Below are 14,009 nucleotides of genomic sequence, written 5' to 3'. Positions count from 1 at the left end.
TTTAAATTAAAGGTTTGGAATCTATAAACTTAGTATTTGCTTGATGGTATACGGTTGTGTAGGGTTCAACGGAATTGGTCAGCCAAACATTTCCTCCTATTACAGAATGATGTCCTATCACGGTCTCACCACCCAATATTGTTGCACCTGAATAAATAATTGTATGATCTCCAATCGTAGGGTGTCGCTTGACATCTGACAAAATTTTATCTACGCTCAAGGCTCCTAAAGTGACCCCTTGATACAGTTTTACATAATTGCCAATTACACAGGTCTCACCTACGACTAAACCCGTTCCGTGATCAATATACAGATGGTGTCCAATCGTAGCAGCAGGATGAATATCGATACCTGTCTTAGAGTGTGCATGTTCGGTTAAAATACGAGGTATCAACGGCACATCGAGCTGATGTAGTTTATTTGCAATTCTAAATATGCTAATCGCAAAAAAACCGGGATAGGTTCGAATAACTTCTCGTTGATTTTTGGCCGCAGGATCTCCAGCGATCAAAGCATCAGCGTCTGAACACATCAATTCATATAACTGAGGTAGCGATTGAAAAAAATCATGTGCAACACGAAAGTGATCGCAGACCTCACAGGCTTTTGATTTGCTCAATAACTGCTCTAATTCGATTTCAGCTTGCTCAAAAGCACGCTGTACCTCTGCAACAGATTTTATACCTCCTGCATTGCGCTCTGGAAATAAGAGATCAAGGATACCGACAGCCCAACCTGATATTTTTTTATTGGACGGCATTTCAAACACCTCCAACTGTTTTTGATAAATATGTTCGTAAAAGTTATTCATGGGTTTAATCCCTATTTTATATGGTAACACAAATGTACTATACTTATATGATAGATAAAATATAGTAGCTATAAAACTAACTTATCAAAAAGGAGCCTTAATGTTTCGGCAGGATCCACACAAAGTCCTGGGTGTACCGCCGAACATTGGATGACAGTACTTCTATTTGCGGTCAACCATCGGAATCGTTCCGTTTGGTCTAATGTGGCTAATTTGCCACCATCTTGAGCACCAGTACAGATTTTCACAAAAGATTGCAGATGTGCCCGAATCATATCCATATCTATATCTGGATATAAAGATCGTACTCTTGTTTCATCAATCTCAAACAAGACATTGGCAAACCGGTATTTTCGACAATAAAGTGCTACACCAACATTAATAAATTCTTCTCTTTCCACACGCGGTACCAAACGCACCACAGCATATTCATATAATGTTTTTTCTGGCATCTTTAATCTGATTTAAAAAATGGTCGGCATGTGCTAAACGTTTCATAAAAAATGACACATATACTTCACGAGCATCTGCAGCAGTTAAATCTCGGGACTCATCAATCAGCCATTCGCTTGGGACAATATCGACAATATTTCGGATCACTTCTTCTGACAGCAATGATCGATACTGCTTATCGACCAACTCGACCTCACTTGCATTTTTCAACAGCACATGATCTTTAATCTGGATAAACGGTTTTAGAGCTTGTTCCTCCCAGTTATCCCAACTATGATGAAAGTATAAAGACGCACCATGATCGATCAACCACAATTCTTTGTGCCAGATGAGCATATTGGTATTTCGTACTGTCCGATCAACATTCATCAACAAAGCATCTAACCATACAATACGGGACGCTTCACCAGCTGTGATCTGATCCACATTGGCGTCAAAAGTAATGGCACCATTGAGAAAATGAACACCTAGATTTTTACCAACACTAAATTTCAATAAATCTTGAATTTCTTCGTCAGGCTCTGTACGTGCAAAAGATTCATCTAAATCTGCAAAGACAAGTTCCGGCATTCTGAGATCGAGAATACGCGCCAATTCGCCACCGATCAATTCAGCGATGAGCGCCTTTCTTCCTTGTCCGGCTCCTCTAAATTTTATAACATAATTGAACCCATCATCAGCATCCACCAATGCAGGTAAAGATCCGCCTTCACGAAAAGGTTGAATATACCGTGTGATGGTTACTTCTCTTATTTCAGGTTTTTTGATAGTCATCTGTAATACTTTTATAATTTACCGATACACAAGCGATAAATCTTTAAATCAAATATCAACATTTTTATTTTTTAATAGACCTATTCATCCAAATTGGACATAATTGTGACGTATAAAAATGGTTAATTCTAATTATATTTGTAACAATAGTTCAATCACTTTCTCGTGAAATACGCAAACAATATATGAATACGACTCAAGAATACAATAAAGTTATCGAGCACTGCCAAGATTTATTTATCAAAAAAACGAAAGATTATGGAACAGCTTGGCGCATTATGCGTCTCTCTTCTATAACCGATCAGATCTACATAAAAGCACAGCGTATCCGCACTTTGGAAGTTAAAAAAGTATCCAAAGTAGGAGAAGGTATTCTAGAAGAATATATCGGTATTATCAACTATTGTATTATGGGTATGATCCAACTCGAGTTGGGCGAAGATGGTGAAGAAAATTTAAGTCCTGATTTTGTCAATCAAAAATACAACGAAAAGGTAACTGAAACACGTGATCTCATGTTTGCAAAAAACCATGATTACGGCGAAGCATGGCGAGAAATGCGCATTACTTCATTGACCGATCTAATTCTCATGAAGATTCACCGTGTCAAACAAATTGAAGACAATAATGGCGCTACAATAGCCTCAGAGGGTATCCATGCCAACTATCAAGATATGTTAAATTATGCCGTTTTTGCGCTTATAAAAATGGGATTAGCTCAAACAAACTAAAGTTATGTCAGAACTCTTCAACGCTAAAAAGCAAAAAACAAATTACCTACTTGGATTTGCACGCCTATTGACAGGCCTATTATTTATTTTCTCTGGATTTATCAAAGCCAATGATCCAACTGGATTTGGTTATAAACTGGAGGAATATTTCCATGTTTTTCATACCGACTTTTTAATGGATTATGCGGCCACAATAGCCATTATTGTCTGTGCCTTTGAAATTATATTGGGTGTATGGCTGTTACTCGGTTTATACAGACGACTGGTAGCTTGGGGGCTATTGCTGCTGATTATCTTTTTTACATTCCTGACCTTCTACTCTGCTTTTTTTGAGGTGGTCACTTCATGTGGATGTTTTGGTGATGCTATCCCCTTAACTCCATGGCAATCCTTTGGTAAAGATCTAGTGCTGCTTGCATTGATCTTAATTATCTTTATCTATCGGAATCAAATTAAACCCCTTATCAAAGATTCATTTACACAAGGTTTGGTAGCGACGCTGACGGCAATTATATCATTCGGAATCGGGATTTACACCGTGATGTACTTACCCTTTATTGACTTTCTTCCGTATAAGATCGGTAATAACATCCCTTCACTTATGGTATTGCCAGAAGGAAAAGAAGGAGATGTCTACGAACAGGTCTACAACATGAAAAATATTAAAACCGGCGAGACAAAAACCATCACTGATAAAATTTACATGTCAGAAAAAGTATGGGAAGATACTAATTGGGAAATCGTAGGTGAACCCAAAAGTACTTTGGTTAAAAAAGGATATCAGATCCCCATAACCGACCTATTGATTACCGATGCAGAAGGTAATGACCATACGCAAGAAATCATCAATAATCCTTACTATAATTTAATTATTGTAGCCAAGGATTTATCTAAAGCAAATCTAGATGCGTTAGATAACATCAATAAAATCGCTACAAAATTAACCGAAGATTATAACCTGCGCATCGTGCTGTTGACAGCTAGTTCATCTGAAGAATCAGATTATTTAAGTGATAAACTGCACTTAATTTCGGAAATATTTTATGCAGATCTGATACCACTAAAAAGTATGGTACGTGCCAATCCAGGAATTCTGCTATTAAAATCAGGAACAGTCATCAACAAATGGCATTATAATAATATCCCTGATGCGAAAGAAATAGAGGACCAATACTTAAGTCTAGATAAATAACAACATGCCAAAACCAATATTTTTAATTGGCTATATGGGAAGTGGAAAAACTACTTTAGCCAAAAAATTAGCGAATAAATTAGAACTACCTTTTATCGATACAGACGATGAAATCGTCAAGGAAGTCGGGATGTCCATTACGGAATATTTTCAGCTTCATGGAGAAGAAAAGTTTAGAGCACTCGAACGTGAACACTTACAAAAAATAGCGCAGCACGAAGCGATTGTTTCTACAGGCGGTGGTTCACCTTGCTTTTTTGACAATATGCAATGGATGAATGAAAATGGTATTTCGGTGTATTTGCAAATGACACCTAAGGCGTTATTTGATCGACTGTCACAGTCAAAGCCCAACAAAAGACCGATCTTAATAGGAAAAACTGATGAAGAATTATTTAACTTTATCAGTGAAAAATTAGTAGAACGAGAGCCGTTTTATAAACAAGCCCACTTGATCATCGATCAGATCAATACACCTGTTGAAGATCTTGTCGTACTCTTGAAAAACCACATATAACCATATTACTCTATGCTTAAAAGAATAAATCTCTTTCTTTTTTTAACATTTATTACTGTATTTCTAACAGCTTGCTTTAGAAATGGGACATCCACGGATGTCTTAGCCAACAATAAAAATCTAAATTTAAAGACAGTAGAAGAGCTTTATCAATTTTTAACATATGATGAAAACCGATACCCGCTGATCAGTCTGCATCGAGGTGGCCCTACAAATGGTTATCCAGAAAATGCAATCGAAACCTTTGCTTTTAATGCGAGTTACAGACCCGTCATCGTTGAATGTGATGTCCAACTAACAAAGGATTCTGCTTTAGTACTGATACATGACCGCAACTTAGAACGAACAACTAATGGTACAGGCCAAGTTGATACAAAAACAAAGGATGAACTGAAAAATTTAAGACTGAAAGATCCAAATGGAAAATTAACTCCTTACCGAATTCCCACGCTGGAAGAAGCACTTGCATGGGGTAAAGGAAAAGTTATTTTCACGCTCGATGTGAAGCAAGGAGTTCCTTATGATTTAGTGATTCGCGCTATTCGTAATCAAAAATCGGAAAGCCATACTGTTATCATTACTTATTCGGCAAACCAAGCTGCTGCTGTGCACAACTTAGCACCAGATCTAATGCTTTCGGCACCTATAAAAAATGTCTCTGACTTAGTTCGATTGAATGATAGGGATATTCCCGATAATCGCTTGATTGCTTTTATAGGTACCAGAGAGGCTGAAAAAAGTTTAATAGATCTGATTCATGGCCATGGTATCATGTGTATATTGGGCACGCTAGGCAATTTAGATAGACAGGCCAAACAAAAAGGTGATCAATTATATGCACGTTTTATAGAAAATGGTGCCGATATATTAAGTACAGATCGACCGATCGAAGCTGGACGAATTTTAGATTTTTATATCAAAAAAAGAAATATTACGTCCAAGTTCATTCAATAATCACAGCATTAGAAAGCGCACAGCAACAAATCGTAGCCCCACATCAAGATGCTACTAAGATAGGTTCTTATAGAAGATCATCTAAATACTTACAATCCAAAGATTCTGGTAAGTACTCCCATAAGCAGCAAAGCAGCTATTAATTAAAATAGCTGCTTTGCTGTTTACCGGAATACCGTATCATTATTTTTTCATGGTTCCTTGATCGCGCAAATTGATATGCCAACTAAACGCCTCCTCTAGGATATGTGGAGTATGACCACCACGCTCAGAGGCACGATCATAGTAGCTCTGTAGCTGTTCTTTATAATCTGGGTGCACACAGTTGTTAATGATAACTTGGGCACGCTCACGAGGTGCCAAGCCTCTTAAATCCGCCAGTCCAATATCGGTTACTAAAATATCAACATCATGTTCGGTATGATCCACATGCGACACCATAGGCAATACGTGTGAAATACGATCGTCCTTAGATGCGGCTTGGGTGACGAAAATACTTAAGTAAGCATTTCTTGCAAAATCACCTGAACCACCGATACCATTCATAATATTAGTGCCCGATATATGCGTCGAATTGACGTTACCATAGATATCAAACTCAATCGCCGTATTGATGGCGATAACACCCAAACGACGGATCAGACCTGGTGTATTGGATATATTTTGTGGTCGCAATACCATTTTATCACGATACTTATCTAGATTACCAAATACACGATCATAGCAAGGTTTTGAAACCGTAATAGAAGAAGCCGAGGCAAAATCCATAACACCTGCATCAATCAGATCAAAGGTACTATCTTGTAGCACTTCTGAAAACATCGTTAAATTTCGGAAATTGCTATCTTTAAATCCCATCAAAACAGCATTGGCAACCTTGCCGATACCGGCTTGAAGAGGTAACAAACTCGAAGATAGATGTCCCATTTCTACTTCTTTTTCAAAGAAGTTTAAAATATGACTCGCTATAGCGGTTGTCTTAGCATCTGGTTCGGCAATATCTGCAGGACTATCTTCGATATCTGTAAATACAATACCCACGACTTTTGATGGATCTAATGCAATTGTTTTACGACCAATTTTATTTTCAGGAGCAACAATAGGGATGACGTTTCTTCTTGGATAATCTTCAGCTTGATAGATATCATGAATACCACGTATCTCCATCGGTACGGCTGTATTTATCTCCAAGATGACCTGCTTTGCTAAAGCAGCAAAAGTAGCCGAGTTGCCCACAGAAGTCGTTGGAATAATACTACCATCGGCTTCAATAGCTGCTACTTCTAATACGGCAATATCAACTGCCGCCAAATTTTTATTGTGCAATAACTCTGCTGTCTCACTGAGATGTTGATCAATAAACAGCACCTCACCAGCATTAATTTTATTTCTCAATATACGGTCCACCTGAAAGGGCATACGCTTAGCAAGTACACCTGCTTCAGCCAATTTGCCATCAGTGCCATGACCCAATGAGGCACCTGTAATTAACGTAATCTTTAAAGGATCGGTTTTCGCTCGGTCCGCCAATGCTGGTAATACAACTTTACTATCGCCAGCTTTTGTAAATCCACTAGAGCCAACGATCATACCATTTTTAATGAGTAGTGCAGCTTGCTCAGCTGTAATTACTTTGTCATGTAAACTTTTAAGTTTAATTCTATCGTACGACATATCCCTTTAACTTATTTCTCAAATTCTCTAATATTTAGCAAACAGATTTATTAATAATTGTTTAAATATTAGACCAAACAATATTAACGTATTTTTTCTGTGTCAATTTATTGCAATTAGTCACAAAATTATCCAATAAAGACGATATATTTGTAATTATTTATAAATCAGCATCTCATATTTTTAATCATACAAAATAAGATATAAAATAAATTTCAAAAATATAACTAAAACATTAGTAATCAGCAAATTAATTATTTTGTGTATTAAAAAAAATTAGTACACACTTACCTACAAGTCTTATTTCACAAACAATATAGGTGAGTATCAACTTACAATCATAAAGTATTGTACAGCTTTGGTATAAAAATTTTAACTTTGCAACGGAAACGGGAAGAAATCATGAATAAAAAAAGCGATATCAAAGATCCAAAATATGTCAATCGTTATTACGTAACAGAAGTGGACTCTTTTGAGGATAGTATCTACTGTCACCATGCCATAATTGGCGAAAGTTTCATTACCGAACATGCTCATAACAAAGATCAATTTTTATATACGGAAGGTGGGGTTGTTTTTTTAAAGACAGCCGAAAAATCTTATTTTCTTCCAGCAAGGCATTACATCTGGATACCAGCAGGGATCCGTCACAGTATCCATCCGAGCACCCCTGATGTCGTGATGCGCAATCTATATTTTCCAAAATATGATACCGATCAAGAATTTTACAAAAAAATAAATATCTACCCGGTCGATGATCTGCTCAATGAGTTGATCATGTTTACCAATCGATGGAATGGTAATATTTTTCCAGTTGAAGAGCCAAAATATTCGTTAGCAAAAGCCTTCAAACTCTTGTTGCCCGAAATATCACAACATGAGTTGCCCTTGGCACTTCCCTATCCAAGTAATCAAAAATTAAAGGACATCGTCACATTCCTAGAGAGTCGGATCGAAGAGAATGTCAGTTTTAAAACGCTTTCGCAGAAATTCAATATCAGTGAACGCACTTTGGCTAGGCTCTTTCAAAAAGAATTAAACATGTCTTTTATTCAATACTATACCATATTGAGAATGTTGACAGCGCTGAAACTTCTTTTAGATGAAAAATTAAGTGTCAATGAGGTTGCACTCAAGGTTGGATACAGCAGCCTACCTACTTTTAGTAACACATTCAATAAAGTAATTGGGGTCAGACCAAGCGAATATGTTAAGCAAAAACAATTGTTAATCTAATTTTTTTAAGTATTTTAGGTCTCTAATACCTAAAATCTTAATCATGAATTATAAAAAACTATTTTTTAGTTTAGCAGGAGTAGCCCTATGCATTTCAATTAGTGCTAGTTCATTAAACAAAAAACCCAAAGCAATACAACTGTTCAACGGGAAAGATCTAAAAAATTGGACGCCAAAAATCAGCAAACATGAGGTTGGCGATAATTACGCAAATACTTTTCGTGTAGAAGATGGTCTATTGAAAGTCAGATACGATGGCTATGACCAATTTGATCAACAATATGGTCATTTATTTTACAATAAAGAATTTTCTGCCTATATCCTACGTGTTCAATACCGATTTGTGGGTGAGCAGGCAAAAGGAGGAGAAGGCTGGGCACTCCGCAATAGTGGAGCTATGCTGCATGGTCAAGATCCAAAAACAATGCTTAAAGATCAAGATTTCCCAATTTCAATTGAAGGTCAATTGTTAGGCGGTGATGGCACGAACGAACGTACGACAAGCAATCTTTGTACTCCGGGTACGAATGTCGTGATGAAAGAAAAATTATTTACCCCACACTGTGTCAGCTCAACATCTAAAACCTATCATGGTGATCAGTGGGTAACAGCAGATTTTTTGGTATTAGGTGATTCTATTATTCAACATTACGTGAATGGGGATTTGGTTTTGGAGTACCAAAAACCACAATATGGTGGTGGAAATGTCAGCAACTTTGACCCAAAACAAAAGAAAGATGGTCAATTAATTAGTAAAGGTACCATTTCACTGCAAAGTGAAAGCCATCCTATCGATTTCAAAAAAGTGGAGATCTATAATCTGGAACCTTATATGAAAAACTCTGTAGAGCTAAAAAAGGCTATTGCAGCAGTTATGCAAAAATAAAAGCATAAAAAAAGTGTCGAGAAACTCGACACTTTTTTTTACATTCATTCGCTTGGAAAAGAGAAAATCCAGGGTAAAGTAAAAACATAAAGAAAAGGGATACAGAGAACTGTATCCCTTTATATATTATACTGATAGCTTAAACTAATCCGTTAACAAATTTTGTTAACTTAGATTTGTTGTTTGAAGCTTTTTTCTTGTGGATTACATTTTTCTTAGCCAAACGATCAAGCATAGAAATCACACGAGGCAATAATGTTTTAGCTTCTTCTGCTGAAGCAGTAGTGCGTAATTTTTTAATTGCGTTACGAGTAGTTTTTGCTTGGTAACGGTTTCTTAAGCGCTTTGTAGCGTTTGCTCTAATTCTTTTGATCGCTGATTTATGATTTGCCATTTTTTAGCTAATTTTTATTCGTTCTTTACTTAAAATTCGGAATGCAAAAATAACATCTTATTTCTAATATTCAAAATCTATTTTAAAGTTTTCTATACTTATCTTTGCATCATGCAAAAATTATCCATGGATCAGCTGCAACGTGCTGATGTTGAAACGTTCAAAAACCAAGAGAAAACAGCCATCACACTAGTGCTAGACAATGTGAGGAGTATGCACAACGTCGGATCAGCTTTTAGAACGGCTGACGGATTTGCTATAGAAAAAATATTCTTGTGTGGGATCACAGCTACACCTCCACACCGTGAAATTGAAAAAACGGCTTTAGGTGCAACACAATCTATTCCATGGGAACATGTCAAGGAAACGACCGAAGCGATTAGCACATTGAAAGAACAAGGATATACCATTATTGCAATCGAACAGGCGGAGAATAGTATCCTTTTGCAGGACTTTGTTCCCGCTAAAGATACCAAGTATGCTTTGGTATTTGGCAATGAAGTAAATGGGGTTGATGAAGAGGTGATGGAACAAATAGATCATTGCATCGAAATTCCACAATTTGGAACGAAACATTCCTTCAATGTTTCTGTCACAATTGGCATCGTAACTTGGGATTTTATTCAAAAAAGTAAGTTCTGCTAATTTTTTATCAATTAAGGACATATAAGTATGCAGATTACTTCCTATTTCCAATGCAAAATAGTAGATTTGTGATGCAAAATTTTAAGAAGAAATGAGTGTATTAGTTAATAAAGATTCAAAAGTAGTTGTTCAAGGTTTCACTGGAACAGAAGGTACTTATCATGCAAGTCAAATGATCGAGTACGGAACAAACGTAGTTGGTGGTGTTACGCCAGGAAAAGGTGGTCAAACACATTTAGACCGTCCCGTATTCAATACTGTTAAAGATGCTGTAGAAAAAGCTGGTGCTAACGTTTCTATTATTTTCGTACCTCCTGCATTTGCAGCTGATGCGATTATGGAAGCTGCAGAAGCAGGTATCGAAGTAATCGTATGTATTACTGAGGGTATACCTACTAAAGATATGATTCAAGTAAAATCTTACTTGACTGACAAAAATTCTCGTTTAATCGGACCTAACTGCCCGGGTATCATTACTGCTGATGAAGCTAAAATCGGTATCATGCCAGGTTTCATCTTCAAAAAAGGTAATGTTGGTGTTGTTTCTAAATCAGGGACTTTAACTTACGAAGCTGTTGATCAAACTGTAAAAGCTGGTCTAGGTATTACTACTGCTATCGGTATTGGTGGTGACCCTATCATTGGTACTACAACTAAAGAAGCGGTAGAATTATTAATGAATGATCCAGAAACAGAAGCAATCATCATGATCGGTGAAATCGGTGGTGGTATGGAAGCTGAAGCTGCTCTTTGGATCAAAGAACATGGTACTAAACCTGTAGTAGGTTTTATCGCAGGTCAAACAGCGCCTCCAGGACGTCGTATGGGTCACGCTGGTGCTATTGTTGGTGGCGCAGACGATACTGCTGCTGCTAAGATGAAAATCATGGCTGAGTGCGGTATCCGTGTAGTACAATCTCCTGCTGAGATTGGAAAAGCAATCGCTGAAGAATTAGCTAAAAAAGCATAAGCTATATAACATATAAAAAATGCCTTGAAACTTTAATTTCAAGGCATTTTTTATAGCCTTATTTTTTTAATCCAGACTTATCAGAGATCTAATGGAAGATTGCCCTTTAAGATCACTGTAACTCGAGAATAATCCTCAGACTTAACATCGATAAGTAAATCCTGAGCACTATTGTTCTCAAAATTTGATGCTAAAACCTGAATTAACATCCCTTCGTTCTCCATAGCGTAGATCGTTTTCAGATCGGCTTTCTTGATCGCACTCTCCAGAGATTTTGATTCCTTGACTTGCTTTGACCCCAGTTGGCAGATGGTAATATCCTGAATATCTTTTAATAAAGAATCTGGCAAAAACTGTTTGACATCAATTAATAAATTTTCTTTCTTAAGATTGGATACATCATTTATATTAGAGGCATTGAATCTAAAAATTTGTATCCCTTCTTGATTTTTGGGTAATGAATTGACAAATTCATTAACTTTTGATAATTGCGCTTGAGCGTTGAATACACTAAAGACAAGTATGATGGCAGCTATTAATTTTTCCATAACTAGTTTATAATTTTAGATTTTTCCTTCTTATTTTCATAATACTCAATCATCCTAGACAGCTCATTTAGATCCAAATCTGCTTTAATATCGACAAATACATAGTCCTCCTCATCAGCTATCCCCAATAGCACACGTTTCACATGATCTTTCTTCATCTCTGTATTAATCGTAATTTTTGATCCATCACTGTATAGACTCATTAGCTCTTCAAAATTATTCTTAGCCAGATAGGCATGATACTTAGTCATCAGATTATCTTTTTTATTTCCAGAAATCGTCATAACTTTCAACTTCTTGATTTTCCGTAAAGCCAATGCAGCCACGGCATCATCTTCATCCAATTCTTTAATCTTACTTTTAAGAAATGTTCTCGTCAAAAACATAGGTACCCTTACTGAAGCAACCTCTGTATCACTTGACAAATCGCGCTTACTTATAAAAGACATATTTGGACTGGTTTTCACAAAACAGCTTTGCAATGTCAGACAGAACATGAGCAGTGCCCCGATAGTTAGTATTTGTTTCATAGTACCGTTATTTATTGTTAACCAATTTATTCACATCATCATAACTGACCTTACCATCGAGAATCATAAAAATGGTACTGCCATCGGACTGTATACTGAGCAATAGATTTTTTATTACATCTGTGGCTGTATCCTCTGCCAAAAACTTAATTTTATTACCCTCAGAATTGATCGTGATCAACTCTTCATATTTCAACTTATTAATGGCTTTTGAAACATCAGATTGCAGTCCTAGATCGGCTTCTTCTAAGATCAGCATCTTAATGCTGTTAATTTTAGAAAGCAGCGGCTTGATGCTATTAACCTCATTATCGGACAGCTTCATTTTATTGAGCATACTGAACATGGGTTTTCCAATTTTGATAGAAGTTACACCCTTTCCTTCTTTATACTGTTCAAAAATCTCATCCAATTTTGATAGTTGAGCGTGTGCTAAACTCGAGCACAACAGTGCAATTACTAATAATATCGTTTTCATAATTTCTATAATTCAATACTTAAACATTTTATATTTTCGACTTCTTTCATTCCCTTTTTTAAATTTGAGGAAGCAAATAGTAAGGCATTTTCTGTAATTTTTAATGCCTCTTCCTCATTTGTAATCTTAACACCATTTACTTCAACATAAAACTCCTCTTCAGCAACTTGATTTGCAGCGGTATCAACAGCTACTTCCAATATGGATGATCGATGTTTGACGACCCTATGCCTTACTGCTGCTGTCTGAGTCACCATTTTTTCGGAGTTTTGTCTATTCTCTACCAATGAATCTACTTTAATGCGATCTGGCTCGGACGCCTTTTTCAACGGCTTATTCAGATTTGCAGTCTGCTCAATAGGCAACATAACTTGCTGACTAGGCAAATACCAAATCCCCAAACAAATCAGCAAAATTGCAGCTGCTATTGAAGAGAACATCGTCCAGATCTTTCTTTTAGGTAGCCTATGGACTGTTTTCGGAGCTTCATTAGTACGAGCTAAAAAAGAATCAAAATCCATTAACATCTCATCTGTATTTTTTTCAGCCAATAGCGAAAAATATCCATCCTCACTATGCTCCTTCAGCAACCTTTCTTCTGCAAGAGTGGTCTCGCCGGCTAAATATTTAGCTTCTAATTGCTTTAATTCTTCTTTCTTCATAATCAAATACTTTTGTCAAATTGACTTTTACTACATTTCGAGCACGGGACAAATTTACACGGACTGCATTTTCATCGATCCCAACTAAATTTACAATATCAGCAATTTCATACTCCTCGATATCTCTCAGATACATAACCAACCGCTGCTTTTCTGGCAGACGATCGATTAACTTTAAGATCAGCTCCCTGGTCAATGACGGATAGCTTTCTTTTTGAATATCCTGATCCAGCTGAGCCATATATTTTGTTTTTACTCCTTCACGATTCAAGCGATTCAATGCTAAGTTTTTTGTCATTCGCATAGCATACGCCTCTATATTCGCTACTTTTAAAAGTTCAGTTCTCGCTTCCCACAATTTTAGCAATACTTCCTGAACCAAATCAAAGGCATCATCTTGATCAAGTAAAAACCTATTTGCAAAACGAAATAACCGATCCTTATGGATGAAGACTGTCGTTTTAAAGGTTTCCTGGTTCATAAATTTTAATCGCTTTTATATAGAAGACACGCAAGGGTATCGAAGTATTACATACTTTTTTTAAAAAAAATAA

At 36.5% G+C, this 14,009-nt stretch carries 18 protein-coding genes; 8 read left to right on the top strand and 10 right to left on the bottom strand.

What is annotated here, in order from left to right; genetic code table 11:
• Window position 1 precedes the first annotated feature (1 nt).
• The 3 genes from AC06G9_RS03755 to AC06G9_RS03745 form a co-directional block, all read right to left on the bottom strand.
• Window positions 2–811, bottom strand: coding sequence for a serine O-acetyltransferase (locus AC06G9_RS03755; protein ID WP_293924597.1), 810 nt, complete (start codon window positions 809–811; stop codon window positions 2–4).
• Between the two features lie 68 nt (window positions 812–879).
• The gene (locus AC06G9_RS03750) at window positions 880–1,263 is read right to left on the bottom strand and encodes a DUF3037 domain-containing protein (RefSeq protein WP_045753337.1); all 384 of its coding nucleotides are present in this window, start codon (window positions 1,261–1,263) and stop codon (window positions 880–882) included.
• On the bottom strand, window positions 1,241–2,038 hold the full coding sequence (locus tag AC06G9_RS03745; protein WP_293924598.1) for a HipA family kinase: 798 nt from the start codon (window positions 2,036–2,038) through the stop codon (window positions 1,241–1,243). Before AC06G9_RS03745 ends, AC06G9_RS03750 begins: the two co-directional genes overlap by 23 nt.
• Before the next feature lie 185 nt (window positions 2,039–2,223).
• On the opposite strand from AC06G9_RS03745, the gene AC06G9_RS03740 reads away from it, so the two are divergent.
• From AC06G9_RS03740 to AC06G9_RS03725, 4 genes are read left to right on the top strand one after another with little or no spacing between them, the layout of a single operon-like run.
• On the top strand, window positions 2,224–2,769 hold the full coding sequence (locus AC06G9_RS03740) for a DUF1599 domain-containing protein (protein WP_045753335.1): 546 nt from the start codon (window positions 2,224–2,226) through the stop codon (window positions 2,767–2,769).
• A 4-nt stretch (window positions 2,770–2,773) separates the two neighbouring features.
• Window positions 2,774–3,961 carry a BT_3928 family protein gene (locus AC06G9_RS03735; protein WP_480957534.1) on the top strand — a complete coding sequence of 396 codons (1,188 nt, stop codon included), beginning with the start codon at window positions 2,774–2,776 and terminating at the stop codon, window positions 3,959–3,961.
• A 4-nt stretch (window positions 3,962–3,965) separates the two neighbouring features.
• Window positions 3,966–4,478, top strand: coding sequence for a shikimate kinase (locus AC06G9_RS03730; RefSeq protein WP_045753333.1), 513 nt, complete (start codon window positions 3,966–3,968; stop codon window positions 4,476–4,478).
• Between the two features lie 12 nt (window positions 4,479–4,490).
• Entirely contained in the window at window positions 4,491–5,432 is a 942-nt protein-coding gene (locus AC06G9_RS03725) for a glycerophosphodiester phosphodiesterase family protein (protein WP_045753332.1), read from the top strand.
• 183 nt (window positions 5,433–5,615) lie between these two features.
• Here the strand turns inward: AC06G9_RS03725 and AC06G9_RS03720 are convergent, their stop codons facing one another.
• Window positions 5,616–7,106 carry a succinate CoA transferase gene (locus tag AC06G9_RS03720; protein ID WP_045753331.1) on the bottom strand — a complete coding sequence of 497 codons (1,491 nt, stop codon included), beginning with the start codon at window positions 7,104–7,106 and terminating at the stop codon, window positions 5,616–5,618.
• A gap of 402 nt (window positions 7,107–7,508) precedes the next feature.
• On the opposite strand from AC06G9_RS03720, the gene AC06G9_RS03715 reads away from it, so the two are divergent.
• Entirely contained in the window at window positions 7,509–8,342 is an 834-nt protein-coding gene (locus AC06G9_RS03715) for a helix-turn-helix transcriptional regulator (RefSeq protein ID WP_045753330.1), read from the top strand.
• Window positions 8,343–8,385: 43 nt separating this feature from the next.
• A complete protein-coding gene (locus tag AC06G9_RS03710; RefSeq protein WP_248754732.1) occupies window positions 8,386–9,228 on the top strand; it encodes a 3-keto-disaccharide hydrolase in 843 nt (280 codons plus the stop codon).
• Between the two features lie 139 nt (window positions 9,229–9,367).
• On the opposite strand, the gene rpsT is transcribed toward AC06G9_RS03710, so the two are convergent.
• Window positions 9,368–9,622 carry a 30S ribosomal protein S20 gene (gene rpsT / locus AC06G9_RS03705; protein ID WP_045753328.1) on the bottom strand — a complete coding sequence of 85 codons (255 nt, stop codon included), beginning with the start codon at window positions 9,620–9,622 and terminating at the stop codon, window positions 9,368–9,370.
• A gap of 111 nt (window positions 9,623–9,733) precedes the next feature.
• Here rpsT and AC06G9_RS03700 point away from each other — a divergent pair, with 111 nt between their 5' ends.
• Window positions 9,734–10,267: an RNA methyltransferase gene (locus AC06G9_RS03700; protein WP_045753327.1), complete on the top strand. Its 534-nt coding sequence runs from the start codon at window positions 9,734–9,736 to the stop codon at window positions 10,265–10,267.
• Between the two features lie 91 nt (window positions 10,268–10,358).
• Window positions 10,359–11,237: a succinate--CoA ligase subunit alpha gene (gene sucD / locus AC06G9_RS03695; RefSeq protein WP_045753326.1), complete on the top strand. Its 879-nt coding sequence runs from the start codon at window positions 10,359–10,361 to the stop codon at window positions 11,235–11,237.
• An 80-nt stretch (window positions 11,238–11,317) separates the two neighbouring features.
• Here the strand turns inward: sucD and AC06G9_RS03690 are convergent, their stop codons facing one another.
• Genes AC06G9_RS03690 through AC06G9_RS03670 form a run of 5 tightly spaced genes read right to left on the bottom strand, consistent with a single transcriptional unit; the run spans window position 11,318 to window position 13,936 of the window.
• Entirely contained in the window at window positions 11,318–11,785 is a 468-nt protein-coding gene (locus AC06G9_RS03690; RefSeq protein ID WP_045753325.1) for a hypothetical protein, read from the bottom strand.
• 2 nt (window positions 11,786–11,787) lie between these two features.
• The gene (locus AC06G9_RS03685; protein ID WP_248754734.1) at window positions 11,788–12,315 is read right to left on the bottom strand and encodes a DUF4252 domain-containing protein; all 528 of its coding nucleotides are present in this window, start codon (window positions 12,313–12,315) and stop codon (window positions 11,788–11,790) included.
• Between the two features lie 7 nt (window positions 12,316–12,322).
• Window positions 12,323–12,793: a DUF4252 domain-containing protein gene (locus AC06G9_RS03680; protein WP_045753323.1), complete on the bottom strand. Its 471-nt coding sequence runs from the start codon at window positions 12,791–12,793 to the stop codon at window positions 12,323–12,325.
• Window positions 12,794–12,798: 5 nt separating this feature from the next.
• On the bottom strand, window positions 12,799–13,455 hold the full coding sequence (locus tag AC06G9_RS03675; protein ID WP_480957533.1) for a hypothetical protein: 657 nt from the start codon (window positions 13,453–13,455) through the stop codon (window positions 12,799–12,801).
• The gene (locus AC06G9_RS03670) at window positions 13,421–13,936 is read right to left on the bottom strand and encodes an RNA polymerase sigma factor (protein ID WP_045753321.1); all 516 of its coding nucleotides are present in this window, start codon (window positions 13,934–13,936) and stop codon (window positions 13,421–13,423) included. The genes AC06G9_RS03675 and AC06G9_RS03670 overlap by 35 nt, the downstream gene beginning before the upstream one ends.
• Between the last annotated feature and the right edge of the window lie 73 nt (window positions 13,937–14,009).

The organism is Sphingobacterium sp. MAE (assembly GCF_056711605.1).
Note: the sequence above shows the minus strand (reverse complement) of the source record. Positions and strands in the feature narration are given on the sequence as shown.